Source organism: Pseudomonas sp. Ant30-3 (assembly GCF_000690905.1).
Taxonomy (GTDB): domain Bacteria; phylum Pseudomonadota; class Gammaproteobacteria; order Pseudomonadales; family Pseudomonadaceae; genus Aquipseudomonas.
The window spans coordinates 1-16,462 of sequence record NZ_JMCL01000109.1; the positions used below are offsets into that span (position 1 = coordinate 1).

Genomic DNA, 16,462 nt, shown 5'->3' on the forward strand with positions numbered 1-16,462 from the left:
TACACCAAGCTCAACCAACTGGATTTCTCGGTCGAACTGGCACGCGTGCGTTCACTGGCGCCGGATGCAATTTTCGAGTTCCACCCCGGTGGTGCTGGCATCAACTTCGCCAAGCAATACGGCAGCTCGGGCCTGAGCAAAACGATCCCGATGGTAGTGCCTGTGTTCTCCATGGACGAACGCATGCTCGCCGCCACCGGCGATGTCGCCAAAGGCATGAACATCGTGACCTTGTGGAACCCTGGATCGAACAACCCGGCCAACCAGGCATTCGTCAAAGCCTTCAGCGAAAAATACAAGCGCGTGCCAACGGTCTATGCCGCTCAGACCTATGACACGGCGCGTCTGATCGGTGCAGCACTGAAGAGTGTGGGCGGCAACATGAAAGATCCCGAAGCCTTTCGACACGCACTGCGCAACGTCAAGTTCGACTCGATCCGTGGCGATTTCGCTTTCGGCAAAAACCAGCATGCGGTCATCGACTGGTACTTGCTGCGCGTAGAAGCCGATGCCAACGGCAAGCTGATTCAGGTGCCGGTGCAGACGATCGCCAAATCGCAAGTGGACAGCTTCGCCGCCGAATGCGCCCTGTGACCTGTGGCGAGGGAGATTGCCACCGCGGGACTGCGCAGCAGGCCGCTCTTTTGAAAATAAAGAGCGGGGGCCGCTTCGCGCCCCAGCGGGAGCGAGCTCCCTCGCCACGGGACTGCGCACATTTCCGGCACTTTTCACAGGATTCCCAGCATGCTGTTACTTGAACAAATTCTGAACGGCCTGCAGTACAGCGCCTTGCTGTTTTTGCTCGCCTCGGGCCTGACGTTGATTTTCGGCATCATGGGCGTCATCAATCTGGCCCATGGCGCCTTCTACATGGTCGGGGCGTTCTGCGCCGCCTACACCGCTTCGCTCAGCGGCTCGTTCTGGCTTGCCGGGCTGGCGGCGGTGATGGGCTCCGCACTGTACGGGCTGCTGATTGAAACCAGCATCATGCGCCGTCTCTACACCCGCGATCACCTCGACCAGGTGCTAGCCACCCTGGCCGTGGTGTTTTTCACCAACGAGTTGATCACCGTGCTGTTCGGTCGCAGCCCGCCGGCCATGCCGACACCCGAGTGGTACGGCACCTTCGTCGAAGTTTTGCCAGGGTTGATGTACCCGGTCAGCCGCCTGCTGTTCATCGCTGCCGGGGCATTGGTGGCGGTTGCGATGTGGCTGCTGATCAACCATACCCGCCTGGGAATGCTGATACGTGCCGGCGCCGACGATCACGAGATGGTGGGTGCCTTGGGCGTGAACATCGCTCGCCTCTACACCCTGGTGTTCGTCTTCGGCTGTGTGCTCTGCGGACTCGCCGGTTTCATGGCCGCCCCGCTGCTGTCGGTGGAAATCAGCATGGGCGAAAAAGTCCTGATCACCACGTTTGTCGTGATCGTCGTCGGCGGTGTCGGCTCAGTGCGCGGCGCGCTCGCCGGTGCCTTATTGATTGGCATGGTCGACGGCCTCGGGCGAGCGTACATCCCGCAATTGCTCGACCAACTGTTGCCTGCCGAAGTCAGCGGCACCTTGAGTGGCGGGCTTATTTCCGCCAGTGCCTACATCGTCATGGCCGTCGTCCTGCTGGTCCGTCCACGCGGCCTGTTGCCCGCCCGCGCCTGAGGAAAACTACATGTCCCGTCGAGTCCTGATCGATCTGCTCTGCCTGGCGACGTTCGCCCTTCTGCCGCTGCTTGCGTCGCTGCTGCACGAACCCTTCCTCATCAGCCTGTTCACCCGCCTGGCGATCTACGGCATGGCCGCGGCCAGCCTGGACCTGCTGATCGGCTATGGCGCGATGATCAGCTTCGGTCATGCGGCGTTCTTTGGTCTGGGCGGCTACGTGGTCGGCGTCATCGGTTTCCATACCTCTCAGGCCATGCCGCTGTGGGGCTGGGACGGTTCCAGCAGCGCGCTGATCGTCTGGCCGCTGTCGCTGTTGGTTTGCGCGCTGTTCGCCCTGGTGGTCGGCTATCTCTCGCTGCGTACCAGCGGTGTGCAGTTCATCATGATCACGTTGGCGTTCGGCCAGATGCTGTATTTCCTCCTCAGTTCGCTGTCGTTGTACGGCGGCGACGACGGCATCCTGCTCAGCGAGCGCAATACGCTGCCGGGTCTGGATCTGGACAACCCGGTGCAGTTTTACTACCTGTGCCTGGGGTTGCTGGTGGCCTGGCTGCTGTTCTGCCGGCGACTGGTGAACTCGCGCTTCGGCTACGTGCTGCGCGGCCTCAAGCAGAGCGAACGGCGCAGCGTCAGCCTGGGTCTGCATCCGCTGCGCTATCGGCTCACGGCCTTCGTCATTGCCGGGGTCGGCGGTGGCCTGGCCGGTATCTTGTGGGCCAACTATGCGATGTTTGTCAGCCCGGACATGGGCGCTTGGCACAAGTCCGGCGAGTTGATGGCAATGGTCATTCTGGGGGGCGTTGGCACTCTGCTCGGTCCGGTACTTGGCGCGGCGGTGTACCTGGGACTGGAGCAGGTGTTGAGCCTGTGGACCGAGCACTGGCTACTGATCTTCGGTCCGTTGTTGCTGGTGGTGGTGCTGTTCGGCAAAAAAGGCCTGTACGGCCTGCTGCTCAGCCCGTGGCCGCAACGGCGCAAGACTTCCGTGACGCCAACCACGTCCGCCATTGCCAGCGAGGTGCGCCCATGAATCCGCAACTGTCGATCCAGGCGTTGGAAAAATCCTTTGGTGCGGTGAAGGCCACCAACGGTGCAAGCTTCGATATTGCACCGGGGGAACTGCACGCGATCATCGGCCCCAATGGCGCTGGCAAATCCACGCTGATTTCGCAGATCGCCGGGGAGATTCGTCCGGACAAGGGGCGGATCTTTCTCAGCGGTCAGGACATCACCGACGTGCCCGCCCACCAGCGCCCTCGCCTCGGCCTGGCGCGCGCCTTTCAGGTCAGCCAGCTGTATCCGGAATTTACCCTGCTGGAAAACATTGCCTTGGCAATCGCTGCCCGGGATGGCCAGACATTTGGCATGTGGAAGCCGCTGGGCAGTGACGCTCGTCTGTTGGCGCCGGCAGCAGATTATCTGCAACGCGTGGGGCTAGATTCACGTGGGCAGGCGCTGGTCAGTGAGTTGTCCCACGGTGAACGGCGCCAGCTGGAAATTGCCCTGGCTCTGGCTCAAGAGGCCTCGGTGTTGTTGCTCGATGAGCCAATGGCGGGGATGGGCGCGGAGGAGTCGGCACGGATGACGCAGTTGTTGCTCGAACTCAAGGGTCGCTACGCGATCCTGCTGGTGGAGCACGACATGGACGCGGTGTTCGCCCTGGCGGACCGCATTACCGTGCTGGTGTACGGCCAGACCATCCTGACCGGCAGCGTCGAACAGATTCGCAACGACCCGCAAGTACGCGCCGCCTACCTGGGAGAAGAACATGCTTGAGGTCAGTGGATTGCAGGCCGGTTACGGCCTGAGCCAGGTGCTGTTCGACATGCACCTGAAGATCGAACAGGGTCAGGTGGTGTCGCTGATCGGACGCAACGGCATGGGCAAGACCACGACGGTGAAGTCGATCATGGGGCTGCTCAAACCGACCGCGGGCAGCATTCTGATTCACGGTCGGGAGATGCGTGGCGCCCCGCCCTATCGCATCGCCCAGGCTGGGTTGGGATTGGTCCCTGAGGGCCGCCGCGGATTTGGCAGTCTGAGTGTGCGGGAGAATCTGCTGGCGACGGCGACCCGGGGCAAGTGGGATCTGCCGCGGATCTACGCGCTGTTCCCACGTTTACAGGAGCGCCAGGATCAGTTGTCGAAGACGCTTTCCGGTGGCGAGCAGCAGATGATGGTGGTTGCCCGAGCGCTGCTGACCAACCCGCAGTTGTTGATTCTCGATGAGGCCACAGAAGGGCTGGCGCCGATCATTCGTGAAACGATCTGGAGTTGTCTGGCGAGTTTGAAAGCTGAAGGCGAGACGATTCTGGTGATCGACAAGAATTTGAAAGAGATGGCGCGCGTGGTGGATTGTCACCACATCATTGAGAAAGGGCGGCAGGTGTGGAGTGGGACGCCGGGGCAGCTCAGTGATACGCCGGAGTTGTCTCGGCGGTATTTGGGGGTTTGACGGCGGACGTCTTTACAGCGGCCCGACGCGATCTACTGTAGGAGCCGGCTTGCTGGCGATGGCGGTGCGTCATTCAACATTGATGGCGGCTGATACACCGCAATCGCCAGCAAGCCGGCTCCTACAGGCATTGGCGGAGTCGGGAAATCCCTGGCACGCCGCAGGCATCGTAGGAGCTGGCTTGCCAGCGATGGACGTGAACGCTAACGCGTGCTCGCAGGATAAACGCGCCAGCACTCACTGCAACGGCGAAAAACTTGCCGGCAGGTAAATCGTCGAATGCATTTCCAGCAGCTGCGGGCCCGAATTCTCCGGGGGCCAAACGCCGTCTTGTACGGCGCGAGTGCGCACGTCCAGGCGTTGTTCGAGCGAGGCGTAGGGCCAGATGTGCAGGTAACGTGGCAGTTGACCGTCGGTGGCATAGAAGGCCGCATACACCGGCGCAGCTTCATGACAACCTCGATTCACTACCAGAAAAAGTATGTTTTTAGACTGCGTTCGGCTCGGGCCGCGATCGAACGCAGCAGGTGCGGAATCGGGCGCGCGGTATTCCAGGTCAGGACCTCACCACCCCACCATTGAATACCGGCGACAATCCCATCAACTCAAGCTTGCGGGTGAACTCACCCAGCCGCAGCAATTTGTAGGCTTCAAGATCCACGTCCTGATAATCATAAAATCCCTGCCCCTCGCGCAGCCCGTTGTGCCCGAGGGCCATGTTGTCGGCGATGACTTTGGGCGGCAGGAAGCGGGGATCGATGGCTTGCGCCAGGTAGTGCGAGGCATAGAACAGAATGTCGCCGCCGCCCCAGTCGATGAATTCGAGCATCCCCAATACCGAAAAACGCAGGCCGAAACCTACGCGAATCGCCGTGTCGATATCCTCGGCGCTGGCCACGCCCTCCTCGACCATCCGCGCCGCTTCATTCATCGCCAACGCCTGGATTCTCGGCACGATGTAACCGGCCGCCGCGGAACACTGCACCGGGACTTTGCCGATCCGCTTGAGCAAGGCCATCAGGCGCTGTACTGCCTGCGGGCTAGTAGTCTCGCTGCGGCTGACTTCGACCAGCGGCATGAGGAACGCAGGGTTCAGCCAATGCGCGTTGACGAAGCGCTGCGGGTGGGTGACCAGCGCTGCCAGCTGCGTCACCAGGAACGTTGAAGTGGTCGATGCGATCACCGTTTCAGCGTTGCACGACTCACTTAACCAGGCAAAGGTTTGCGCCTTGAGTTCCAGGACCTCGGGGACGGCCTCGAACACCACGGCGGCGGCTTGCAAATCGCCGACGCTCTGCTCGCGATCACACACGCGCAAACGGCTCAGCGCCTGTTCGGCTTGCGCGGCGTCGAGTGAACCCAGGTGCGCCAGTGTTGCCAGTTCGCTGCGCAAGTGGTCCTCGATCTGGAGAAAGTAGTGGTCCTGCGCCGCCGCATCGCGCTGCTTGATGTCGATCAGAGTCACCGGCAACCCGGCGAACATGAATGCCAGGGCAATCCCTTCGCCCATCCGCCCGGCACCGACGATGCAGATGCGCTGCTCGACGGCGCTCACGCCTGCAGTCCTTGGGTCAGGCAGTGCTGCATGGCGCTGCGACTCAGTTGATCCAGGCCGAGGTTTTCCAGGGTTCGTCCCTCGCCGTACAGGTCGATGCCGCTGACCACTGTGGCCAGGCTCAGCAAGCCTTGGGCGACTGGCGTCGGCACATTGGCCCAGCGTCCGACCGAGACCAGAAATGACAGGCCCAGGCGTGTGTCTTCAAGCATGTAGCGGTGTTTTTGCAGGTCGATGTCTTCTCGCCAGTCGCCGCTATCGGTCAGCTTGCCGTGGGCGCCGCGGCCGTACATCCACTCATCGCCGTCGCTCGCGTAGTGGTCAGCCAAGGGGAAATGCGGCGCGCCATAGCCCATGGCTTCACGGATGGCGATACGTTCAGCGTCAAGGGCGTTGGTCACTCGACGGATCGAAGGCACCGTGCCTTCGTTGTGAATATCCCAGGTGTCGAAATGTTCAAGGGGGCCGGCATTCATCAGGATCAGCGGCGGATGGATGATCGGCCCGGCGTTCATCAGTGCGCCGCTGAGGGCGTCTTCGATGGGTTCGACGCTTGGGTAGGCTTCTCGCAATACGGCGAATGCGGACTCGCTCAGACGACTCGGGAACACCCCGGTTGGCAGACGGGTTGCGTAGCCGCTGATCACCACCTGATTGTCGCCGTGTTTGCGAGCGAGATAGGGCAAGGTGCCGGTTTCGGCGAACGCCACTTCGGCGTGGTTGCCGGCCTTGGCCATCGCTTGGGCGAACACCATGCTGCCGAATGTACCTGGCGGCAGGAACACCACCTGGCCGTCGCGCAGCAGAGGGGCAAGTTCGGTAGCGAGGGCCTGGTGGGAGGTCGATGGCAAGGCAATGACCAGCAGCTGCGCATCGGCTACGGCTTGTTTCAGGTTGAACGCAAGGGTCAGACTGTCGCCGGGCTGGCCCAGGCTAATTTTGCGTTCACCACGGAAGTCGCGCACCAGCAGATGACCAAGCCCCTGCAAGGTTTCCAGCGCGGCACTGTCCCGGCGCCACAGCCGCACCGAATGGCCTTTTTCCGTCAGCTCGATCGCTGCCGCATAACAACCATGACCACCGCCGATAACACTGATATTCATGAATTCACACTCCTGTAGATAAGCCCCGATCCTAGCAACGGCCCTGGCGAATCACTGGCCGAAACGCGCAAGCTTCATTCCGATTCTGCAACGCAATACCCCCACTGACCTGTAGGAGTGAGTCTGCTCGCGAAGGGGCCGGCACATTCAAAATCTCTGCTGCCTGAAGCGCCGCCTTCGCGGGCAAGTCGAATCGTCGCACCGCCGCTCCCACAGGTTCTTCGTATGGGTTGGGATTTGTGGCGTTGCGCAGATCATTGTGGGAGTGAGCCTGCTCGCGATGGGGTCGGCACATTCAACATCTCCATTGGTTGTTGCTCCGCCATCGCGAGCAGGCTCACTCCCACAGGCTTTCGGTATGGCTCAGGGTTTGTGCGGTTGCATGCGGCGCTGGAACAGGCTGTCGGGCTCCAGGTGGTTGAGGTGGGTGCAGCCCATCAGGTTCATGCTGCGCGTCAGTTCTTCGCTTAATAAATCCACAGCGCGGGTGACTCCGGCTTCTCCTGCCACCGCCACGCCGTAGAGGCTTTGAATAGAGCAAAAAAAATGCCCGGGAGGAGCGATCCGGGCCAAGGAAAAACCATCTGGAAAATTGCCCGATGCGCAGGCAATACTGGAAGCCGCGAACGGCTCCCGCAGACTTCAGAACTTCCAGGTGTAAGTGGTGATCAGGCGGTTTTCCTGATAGTCCGGACCTGACGCATTCCCATTGCCATAACGGGTCTTGACGTCGATGCGCCGCCATTCGAAACCAACGTCCTTGAGCGCCCCGCTCTGCACCACGTAGCCGAGCACGATGTTGCGTTCGCTCTCGACGTTCTGGTCGAGGGCGTTATTGCCCCGATCGACACCGGTGCCGCGCATGTACCGCGTCATGAACTTCAGCCCCGGCAAACCCATGCCGGCAAAGTTATAGTCGTAGCGCAGTTGCCAGGAGCTTTCGTTTGGCTTGACGAACGCCACCGTCGACCAGTTCACCAGGTAGGGTTGCGGCGCATAGCCGTTCAGCGTCGGGAAGCTCGATTCGCCAAGCATGCGCTGGTATCCGACGCCGAACGTGTGGGCACCCTTTTTCAGGGAGGTCATGATCCCGTAGGACTTGTTGTCGATATCGCCATACAGCGCTTTGCCGTCCTCACTGTTATTGAAGTAGCGAAGGTCGGTCTTCAAGCCGTAGCCGGCACCCAGGTCATGGTTATAGGCCAAGCCCAGATAATGTTGTTTATATATGTCTTCCAGCTGACCGAAAAAATAAGTACCGGACAGATTCGGCGTAAACATGTAAGTGGCACCGCCGAAATTCAAACCATCACTGCGACGCTTAACATTGGGACCGTTAAACAGATACATCTTTTCCCTGTTGGAAGACTCCCGAGAGCTGATTTCGGTAAAGCGCCCACCGGTCAGCGTCAGCTTGTCTACTTCTTTGGATTCGATCTGCACACCGTGATAGGTAGTGATCAACTGCCGGGAATCATCGATATAAGCCACCGGCAAGGTCGGACGAAGTTCACCGACCTTGAGTTCGGTCTTGTTGTAACGAACTTTCCCGGTCAGTGCCGCACGCCCATAGTCCCGGACTTGTTCGCCCTTGCTTGCGTCATACGGAATGATGCTGTCCGGGCCACGGCCACCGCCGCCGTCCAGGCGATAGGCATACTGCGCCGAGAGGTCCAGGCCGAACTGCAGCGTACCCTCGGTGTAACCCGAAATGGCGCGGAAATCGAAACCCTGGGTCCAGCTGCCGACGCGTGATTGCGACGCGTCATCCTGTTTGAAGTCGCGGTCGATGTAGAAATTGCGCATCCCTAGGCTGACCTGGCTATCTTTAACGAAATCTGCCTGCGCAACCAGCGGTGTGAAGATCCCCATCACGGCTGCAGTGGATAGCCCACGGTTTATCCAGTTCTTCTGAAACATCGAACTTTCCTTTATTTTTTGCATGCACAAAGGCACGGCTAGTGGAAGCAGATCAAATCAGCAAAGTGCAACTTTGGCAGTCAATCCGCAGTATTGTTTTTATAACCACTTACTGCAAAAAAAGTCGTAGTACAGTCATTCGCCAGAACAGCGACAACCGCTTTATAGTTATTTTTCAAACAGTCAACGATACGGGAAAGTCATATCGCATCTTACCCACTCAGAAGTTCGCTTTCGAGGCATCTCCCAAGCGGTGGTAAGCGCGATTGAAATACACCAGGCCTTCCTGGCTTTCGCCATTACGAATGCCCAACACTTCGCAATAGAAAATGGTGTGTGAACCGACTTCATGGGCCTGGGCAATCCGGCAGTCGAAACTCACCAGTGCTTCATCGAGCAACGGTGCACCACTTTCCAGGGTGCTCCAGGATGCGCAGGAAAAACGCTGATCGGTATCGAGGTTGCGGTTGGAAAACGCGCCCGACACTTCCTGGTGACCTGCGGTCAGGACGTTCACGCTGAGCACGCCATTGCTCTTGAAATGCACGTTGGAAAACGACGAGCGATTCATGCACACCAGCAGCGTCGGCGGCTGGTCGGTGACGCTGCACACCGCCGAAGCGGTGAAGCCGAAGCGCCCGGCGGGGCCGTCGGTGGTGATGACCGAAACCGCGCCACCAAGCATTGCCATTGAGTTACGAAATCCAGTTGTATCGACCATGGTCTTACCCTCCGGTCTATCAGATATCCAGCACCAGCTTCGAGGACTTGGCCCGGGAGCAGCACACCAGAATCTGGTCATTGGCGGATTTTTCGTCGTCCGTGAGATAGACGTCGCGGTGATCCGGTTCGCCTTCGATAACGTCGCACAAGCAGGTGCCGCAAACGCCCTGCTCACAGGACACTTCAATCTTGATGCCGACAGCCGTCAGGGCGTCGACGATGCTCTGGCCTTCGGCAACCTGTACGGTCTTGCCGCTGCGTTGCGCCACCACTTCGAAACCGGCACCTGAGGCATCGACTTCGACCTGGAAGTACTCGCGGTGTACATGATCGTCGGCGTAACCCGCTGCCAGCGCCTGGGCGATGACCCAGTCCATGAACCCGGCCGGCCCGCAGACGTACACGTGCACGCCGGCTTGCGGGGTGCCCAGCACGTTGGCCAGGTCGAGTTTCTGTTCGGGCGCTTCGTCGTCGAAATGCGTGTGCAGGCGTGAAGCAAACGCCGCGCTGCCCAGCTCTTCGAGAAACGCGCTGCGGATGCGCGAACGGCCGCAATAGTGCAGGTCGAAATCGCTGTCGCGTGCATTCAGCGCGTAGGCCATGGCAACCATCGGCGTGATGCCGATGCCGCCGCCGATAAGGATTGAGCGCTTGGCGTCGCTGGCCAGCGGGAAGTGATTGCGCGGCAGGCTGATCTCGATTTCGCGACCTTCCTGCAGCAACTCATGCACCGCCACCGAACCGCCGCGCGAGGCAGGGTCCTTGAGTACGCCCAGCCGATAGGCGCCGGCGTTGGCCGGGTCGCCGCACAGGGAATACTGGCGAACCAGGCCGGTCTTGAGGTGGATATCGACATGCGCGCCCGCTTCGAAAGCTGGCAACGGTTGCCCTGCCGGATCGCTGAGATCCAGTACGACCACCCCTTCGCCCTGCTCTTCGCGTTTGCGCACGACGACTTTCAATAATTGATCGCTCATACAGGACCATCCCGAATTGCTTGTGAGGGGGGCGCAGTTGAGCGGCCCCGTCGTTTCTCTAAAACATTTTCTTCAAACATGCAGCGCCAGACTCAGCGCATGAAGATCCCGCCGTTCACATCCCAGGTCGCCCCGGTAGTGAAAAAGGCGTCTTCGCTAGCCAGTTGCACGATCAGCTTGCCGAGGAACGCGGCATTGCCCAATTGCTTGACCGGGATCGCCTCGATCAGTTTTTCCAGACGCTCGGGTGGCACGGCAGCACGTACCGCCGGCGACTCGATAGGGCCGGGAGCGATGGCGTTAACCGTGACGCCGGACGCTGCCAGCTCCTTGGCAAAGATCTTGGTCAGGGTGACGATCGCGCCCTTGGACGCGGCGTAATGCGCGCCGGTCGCGGTGCCGCCGTTCTGCCCGGCCAGGGACGCCATGTTGATGATCCGCCCGTAACCCTGGGCCGCCAGGTAGCTGCCGAACACCTGGCAACCGACGAAGGTGCCGCGCAGATTGACGCTGACGACATGGTCGAACTCTTCCGGGCTGATCTGCATCACCGGAGTGGTCAGGGTGATCGCGGCGTTGTTTACCGCCACATGCAACACGCCCCAGTGCGCCACCACAGCGGCCAGTGCTGCTTCGAAATCAGCCTTGCTCGTCACGTCGAGCTTGAGCGCCAGCACCCTTTCGCCAGAGGCATCGAGTTCAGCGGCAGTGACTTGCGCCGACTCCAGCGAACGGTCGCTGATGACCACCCGGTAACCGGCGGCCAGCAGTTGTTTGGCGATGCTTTTACCCAGCCCTTGGGCCGCGCCGGTGACCAATGCAACCTGTGTCATGGCAACGTCCTCAGAGGATGTAGCCGATACCGGCGAGGGTATCGGTGGAGTTGATCAGCTGGATCAGCTTGCGCTGGATCTTGAAACTGTCGCCGCTGCGCACCAGTTGAAACGTGACATCGGCGGTGTACTGCTTGAGCACGTCTTTGCGGAACTCACGGAGGTTTTGCGCACAGCGCACGGTGACAATGCCGTCTGCATCCGATAGCACCCGAAAGCGCGACTGGCTGCGCACGGTGCGCGCCCGCGGGGTGGTCGAAATCGATTCGCCACTGGTCAACCGGGTCACGCGCAACTGGCGCATTTGGTGATCGTCGTAGGCATAGTTCAGGGTGTTCTCGTAATCGGTTTCCAGCGGGTCGATCGGGATGATGTAGGTGGCGGTCTCGGTCCACAGGTCGAGCCACTCGGCAAAATCGCCGTGGTCGAGCATGTCAGCTTCCTGCCAGATGAAAGCGCTGACCTGGTTGAGCAATTGCAGATTGATCATGGTGTTCTCCGTCGACTCAGGCCGACATCATCTTTTTCCACTGCTGGTAGCCAGCGCGCATGCCGGTCTCGGCGCTCACGTCACTGACCAGCCCGTCTTCGGATTTGGTTTCGCCCGGCAAGCCGCGGTTGAGCATGATCCACAGGTCGGTGCCGGCACTGGCGCCGCGCTGTACACGCTCCCAGGCTTCGGAATCGTCCGGGGTGCCAAAGCCCATCGGGCCCTGGAAGTGTTCGTGCAGGCGCAGGCGATAACGATTGGCCACCGCCGGGCCGCCGTCCATGGTGATCACCGCGTGATGGATTTCGGTCTCGTCCACGGCGATCGGCTGCAGCACCCGGAAGAACGCCATGGAACAAGCGATGTTGGGGAACAGGTTGAGGTTGAAACCGGAACCGCCTACCGCTCGCACAATGCGCCGCACCGACTGTTCGTCCTGGCCTTCGGCGCGCAGCTGGACGGCCAGGTCTTCGAAGCGCTCGGGGATCGGCAGGTCGAGGTTGGCTTCCAGGTCGACCAGGTCAGGAATCATCACCATCACGCTGTGGCCGTTGCCCAGGTCTTCGACGTAGCCAGGCCCTTCAACGAAGTCGAACAACGCCAGGGTCTGCTCATCCACCGACGACAGGAACGACTTGTGCACCAGCGGGAAGTGATACGCGTCGGTGGTGTTTTCCAGCTGGATCTTCCAGTTGCCCGGGAAGCGGAAACGATGCTCGCCACCGACTTTCACCGGGTAGCCGGCACCCTGCTTCATGAACAGGTCGATCCACTTTTTTGCCGGGCCGAGGAAGTCGGCCAAGGGCTCGATATCGTCCTTGAAGGTGGCGAAGATCATGCCGTTGTACTGCTCGACCCGCAGGCTGATCAAAGGCAGTTCGGACTTGTCCAGGCAATCGCCGTAACTTTCCGGGTGCGGTACGCCGCGCAGGCTGCCATCCAGGGCGTAGCTCCAGCCGTGGTACGGGCACACGAAGCTGTTGGTCTTGCCTTTCTTGTGTTCGCAGACCGTGGCGCCACGGTGGCGACAGCGGTTGAGCAACACATGCACTTCCTTCTTGCGGTCGCGCACGACGATCACCGGTTGCTTGCCGACGTAGGTGCTCTTGTAGCTGCCGGACTCGGGAATCTCGCTGGTGTGGGCAACCCAGATCCAGGTGCTGTAGAAAATCTTGTCCAGCTCTTGATCGAAAATCTTCGCGTCGGTGTACAGCGAAGTGTGCACTCGATCATGCAAGACCAGGTCGGACGGACTGGCGTTCAGGTTTACAGCGGATATCAGGTTATTCACGATCACTCCTCGTCGGCTGGCTCGCCGACTCTAAGAATTCTGGGTATTGCTGTCAGGACTGGCCGGATTTGTCGGGTACGGGCAGGTGCGCGTCACTGTTCCAGGTGTCCACCGGACGGCTGAACAGGTTCTCGGTCTGGAAGTGCGCCATTCGCCAATGCCCCTGTTCCTGAGCAAACTCCACGGTCAGGCGGGCGCTGTTGAGGTGCGAGGCACCCGAGGCGAACGTCGAGGTCTGCAACATCACCCAACTGGCCTGCGCGACGGCGCCGCTGACCTGGATCAGTTCCGAGGTCAGAAAGTGCACGTTCAACGCGAAGTGCGCCGGCTCGACCCTGTAAGTCGCGAACATTGCCTTGATCGCATCACGCCCGTGGTAGCTGCCGAAACTGTTCTGGTACTTGGCGCCCTTGCCTTCCCAAACCGCCTGCGCGGTGAACAATCCGGCCAGCTCATCGAGAGGCGAATCGACGCCCAGCTCATCGCACAGAACCATGTAGCGATTCATGCAGGCGCGGATCGCATTCTCGCTTTCCAGGTGTTCCAGCCGCTGTTCCAGCGCGCGCAAATGCTCTTGTGATGACATGGCGATGTCCCTCGACTCAGCGCTGGATGATCAGTTCGCGCCCGGTACGGGCCTCGACCTTGCAGTACTTCCAGAGTTTGTAAGGGCCATCGCCGACGTCAGTGGTGCGGAACAGATTGCAGGCGGCGTGGACGGTCTCGATGTCTGGCACATCGGCCAGCAGATAAGTAGTCCAGGGCCAGCCAGCGGACGGGCCGACCATGCTCTGGTCGTCGTCCATGTTGCCCAGCACGGTCACGCCGGGCAGATCGGCGATGCCATTCCACATGGCGCCGAACGCGGCCCAGACTTCCAGAGCCTCGGGACGTGGAGCATCAAAGAAGTTCTGGTTGATGCCGATGCAGAACAACACTCGCAGGGCTTTTTTATCGGTCATGGGGTTCACCATTCAGTAGGAAAAAAGTTACAGGTAGCCAGGCAGCGGCTTGTTGCCGAAGAAGATCGCGCCGGCGTTCTGGTAGGTCATATCGCCCATGAAGGCGTGCTGGGTAATGACTTGTGTATCGTTGACAAAACGCGACAGCGGGCTGCTGCGGTACACGCCGCTCATGCCCGAAAGCATTTGCGCGGTGCGTGCGACATCCGCCGCGACCCGGGTAGCGTGGGTTGAAGACAGGCGCAGCATGTTGGTCTGCTCGACGGTCACCGGATCGCCGGCCAGGACACTGGCCCAGGCATCGTCAATGGACTGGTAGAACCACGAACGCGCAGCACGCAGCGCAGCCTCGGCCTTGGCCATCTCGACCTGGGCCAGTGGCCGGTCGGACAACGACGGCGCGCCGGTCACGGAGATGCGTCCGCTGGCCATGCCGCTCAACTCATCGAGCGCTGCCCGCGCAACGCCGAGGCCGACCACCGACAACACCTGTGTCGCGAACGACAGCGACGGATAACGGAAGAACGGTTCGTCGAGATTCGACGGGCCACCGCGTACGAAAGTCCACTCCTCCGGCACCACCACGCCTTCAACCACGACGTCATGGCTGCCGGTGCCGACCAGGCCGACGACGTTCCAGGTTTCCTCGATGCGTACCTTTTCCCGCGGCATTACCGCCAGCCGTGGCAGGCCGAGCATGTCGCCGTTTTTCGGGCTGATGCCCACGCCAATCAACGATGCGCCCATGCAGCCGCTGGAGAATTTCCAGCGCCCGTTGACCTCCAGGCCACCTTCAACAAAGGACGCAGGCTGCGGTGGGAAAATCCCGCCAGCGAACACCACGTCAGGCGAATCGGCGTAGATTTTATTGATCGTTTCCAGCGGCAGTGCAGCCAGGTAAACCGGGCTCATGCCAAAGCTGGCAACCCAACCGGCGGACCCGTCGGCGATGGAGATATCCTCGACCATCTGGCAGAACTCCGCCGGCGAACGCTCGTCCCCCCCGAAGCGCTTGGGCACCAGCGCGCGATAGACGCCGAGCGTACGGAACTGCTCGATCACGTCCTGCGAGATGAATTTTTGCTGGTCGAACTCTTCGTTCCGGGCACGCTCACGAATATCCACCAGCAGCGTCTGAAACGCGTCATTCGCCGTGATCGGCGCGCGGCGCTGTTGATCCAGCTCGCTTGGCGCAGTCATGGTTTTCTCCATAGTCAGCATGTCGATTACTCTTCCAGGCGCCGGACCAGCTCGCGGCCGACTGCACACAGCAGTTCGTCCGAGCCATGGGCGGCAATCAGTTGAAGGCCAACCGGAAGTCCCGAAGCGCTTTCCAGGGGAATGCTCAGAGCCGGGTGACCGGAAAGGTTGAAAGCGCGTACCAAGGAGGTCATCCCCAACGCAGCGCGGGTGTCGGCCGCATCGGCGACCAGCAAAGGGAAATCGGGCATGGTCGGCATGGCCAGGATCGGCGTAATCGCCAGGGCGGCGTCCACCTCTGCGGTGAAAGCGCGGCGCACGATCTCGGCTTCTTCGACGGAATCGGCAGTGGTCAGGCTGGCGGCACGCAGGCGGCCGGCGACATCCTCACCAACCTTGCCGGTTTGCAGCAGATGGCCACACGCGGCCCAGGTTTCGGCGTTGATGACCACCATCCCGGCACCGTATGCGGCGAGCATGCCTGGCAGCGCTTGCTCGCTCAGCGGAAACCGCGAACGAGCGAGGGCCTGGTTGACGACGGCGTGGATTCGCTCGTCGGCGTGCACCGTGACCACGCCGATCGAAAGGTTTTCCGGCAGCGCTGCTGGCGCCTTGAAGCTCGGGTCGATGACATGCATCGCTTCAATCAGGCAGTCCATATCCCGTGCCAGCGGCCCTACGCAGTCGAGGGTGCTGTGCGCCGGCATGACGCCCTTGCGGCTGACCCGGCCGAACGTTGGTTTGAGCCCGAAAACCCCACAGCACGCTGCGGGAATCCGCACCGAGCCGCCGGTATCGGTGCCCAGCGCGAAGTCGCACAGACCGGCAGCCACAGCCGCCGCCGAACCACTGGAAGAGCCACCGGGGATGTAGCCCGGATGACGAGGATTGGCTGCAGTACCTGTCCAGGCGTTGAGCCCGGTGGTGCCGAAGGCCAATTCATGCAGGCCGGTTTTTCCGGTGATTCGGCAGCCTGCATCCAGGACCGCCTGAACCACGTGTGCATGTTCGGTGGCAGCGGGCGCATCGGCCAGCGCCTGGCTGGAGGCACGGGTCGCATGGCCGGCAATGTCGATGGTGTCTTTCACCATGACCGAAAGGCCGCTACCGCCTAAGGCTAAATCCTCGACAACAATCGACATGCTCTCTACCTGCTCGTTTATGTGTCATCAAAACGGACGCCCTCTGCATGAAGGCGCTGCAAATGCTTAAATCTAAAATCGTAATATTTACGTGAAATGTCAATTGAATTTTATCCAATAAAAAAGTGTGTATTTTCGGTGCAGATTTTCAC

At 60.6% G+C, this 16,462-nt stretch carries 18 protein-coding genes and 1 pseudogene; 5 read left to right on the forward strand and 14 right to left on the reverse strand.

The genetic code is table 11. From position 1 onward, the window contains the following. The 5 genes from DU29_RS0124010 to DU29_RS0124030 form a co-directional block, all read left to right on the forward strand. Positions 1–594, forward strand: a 594-nt coding sequence (locus DU29_RS0124010) for an ABC transporter substrate-binding protein (protein ID WP_028624005.1), incomplete at its 5' end; no start/stop codon positions are given. Positions 595–744: 150 nt separating this feature from the next. Then, entirely contained in the window at positions 745–1,656 is a 912-nt protein-coding gene (locus DU29_RS0124015) for a branched-chain amino acid ABC transporter permease (protein ID WP_028624006.1), read from the forward strand. 10 nt (positions 1,657–1,666) lie between these two features. Further along, on the forward strand, positions 1,667–2,689 hold the full coding sequence (locus DU29_RS0124020; protein ID WP_028624007.1) for a branched-chain amino acid ABC transporter permease: 1,023 nt from the start codon (positions 1,667–1,669) through the stop codon (positions 2,687–2,689). After that, the gene (locus tag DU29_RS0124025) at positions 2,686–3,435 is read left to right on the forward strand and encodes an ABC transporter ATP-binding protein (protein WP_028624008.1); all 750 of its coding nucleotides are present in this window, start codon (positions 2,686–2,688) and stop codon (positions 3,433–3,435) included. The genes DU29_RS0124020 and DU29_RS0124025 overlap by 4 nt, the downstream gene beginning before the upstream one ends. Continuing rightward, the gene (locus DU29_RS0124030; protein ID WP_028624009.1) at positions 3,428–4,114 is read left to right on the forward strand and encodes an ABC transporter ATP-binding protein; all 687 of its coding nucleotides are present in this window, start codon (positions 3,428–3,430) and stop codon (positions 4,112–4,114) included. Before DU29_RS0124025 ends, DU29_RS0124030 begins: the two co-directional genes overlap by 8 nt. A 237-nt stretch (positions 4,115–4,351) precedes the next feature. Here the strand turns inward: DU29_RS0124030 and DU29_RS0124035 are convergent. The 14 genes and pseudogenes from DU29_RS0124035 to DU29_RS0124100 form a co-directional block, all read right to left on the reverse strand. Continuing rightward, a pseudogene (locus tag DU29_RS0124035) lies at positions 4,352–4,558 on the reverse strand (NIPSNAP family protein); the annotation flags it as partial. Positions 4,559–4,670: 112 nt separating this feature from the next. After that, a complete protein-coding gene (locus DU29_RS0124040; protein ID WP_028624011.1) occupies positions 4,671–5,669 on the reverse strand; it encodes a 3-hydroxybutyryl-CoA dehydrogenase in 999 nt (332 codons plus the stop codon). Then, positions 5,666–6,772, reverse strand: coding sequence for an NAD/NADP-dependent octopine/nopaline dehydrogenase family protein (locus DU29_RS0124045; protein WP_028624012.1), 1,107 nt, complete (start codon positions 6,770–6,772; stop codon positions 5,666–5,668). The genes DU29_RS0124040 and DU29_RS0124045 overlap by 4 nt, the downstream gene beginning before the upstream one ends. Positions 6,773–7,135: 363 nt before the next feature. After that, entirely contained in the window at positions 7,136–7,345 is a 210-nt protein-coding gene (locus DU29_RS1000000131780; protein WP_236645645.1) for an alpha-hydroxy-acid oxidizing protein, read from the reverse strand. Positions 7,346–7,414: 69 nt separating this feature from the next. Continuing rightward, complete coding sequence (locus DU29_RS0124055; RefSeq protein ID WP_028624013.1) at positions 7,415–8,692, reverse strand: OprD family porin; 1,278 nt, start codon at positions 8,690–8,692, stop codon at positions 7,415–7,417. Positions 8,693–8,912: 220 nt separating this feature from the next. Next, positions 8,913–9,413, reverse strand: coding sequence for a flavin reductase (locus DU29_RS0124060; protein WP_028624014.1), 501 nt, complete (start codon positions 9,411–9,413; stop codon positions 8,913–8,915). 19 nt (positions 9,414–9,432) lie between these two features. Next, positions 9,433–10,392, reverse strand: coding sequence for a PDR/VanB family oxidoreductase (locus tag DU29_RS0124065; protein ID WP_028624015.1), 960 nt, complete (start codon positions 10,390–10,392; stop codon positions 9,433–9,435). A 92-nt stretch (positions 10,393–10,484) separates the two neighbouring features. Then, positions 10,485–11,225, reverse strand: a complete 741-nt coding sequence (locus DU29_RS0124070) for an SDR family NAD(P)-dependent oxidoreductase (RefSeq protein WP_028624016.1) — start codon at positions 11,223–11,225, stop codon at positions 10,485–10,487. Positions 11,226–11,235: 10 nt separating this feature from the next. Further along, on the reverse strand, positions 11,236–11,712 hold the full coding sequence (locus DU29_RS0124075; RefSeq protein WP_028624017.1) for an aromatic-ring-hydroxylating dioxygenase subunit beta: 477 nt from the start codon (positions 11,710–11,712) through the stop codon (positions 11,236–11,238). Between the two features lie 19 nt (positions 11,713–11,731). Beyond that, positions 11,732–13,006 carry an aromatic ring-hydroxylating oxygenase subunit alpha gene (locus DU29_RS0124080; protein WP_028624018.1) on the reverse strand — a complete coding sequence of 425 codons (1,275 nt, stop codon included), beginning with the start codon at positions 13,004–13,006 and terminating at the stop codon, positions 11,732–11,734. A gap of 52 nt (positions 13,007–13,058) precedes the next feature. Then, positions 13,059–13,592: a nuclear transport factor 2 family protein gene (locus DU29_RS0124085; protein ID WP_028624019.1), complete on the reverse strand. Its 534-nt coding sequence runs from the start codon at positions 13,590–13,592 to the stop codon at positions 13,059–13,061. Between the two features lie 16 nt (positions 13,593–13,608). After that, a complete protein-coding gene (locus tag DU29_RS0124090; protein ID WP_028624020.1) occupies positions 13,609–13,968 on the reverse strand; it encodes a hypothetical protein in 360 nt (119 codons plus the stop codon). 27 nt (positions 13,969–13,995) lie between these two features. Then, entirely contained in the window at positions 13,996–15,168 is a 1,173-nt protein-coding gene (locus DU29_RS0124095) for an acyl-CoA dehydrogenase family protein (protein ID WP_028624021.1), read from the reverse strand. Positions 15,169–15,194: 26 nt separating this feature from the next. Next, entirely contained in the window at positions 15,195–16,310 is a 1,116-nt protein-coding gene (locus DU29_RS0124100) for an amidase (protein WP_028624022.1), read from the reverse strand. Positions 16,311–16,462: the final 152 nt, after the last annotated feature.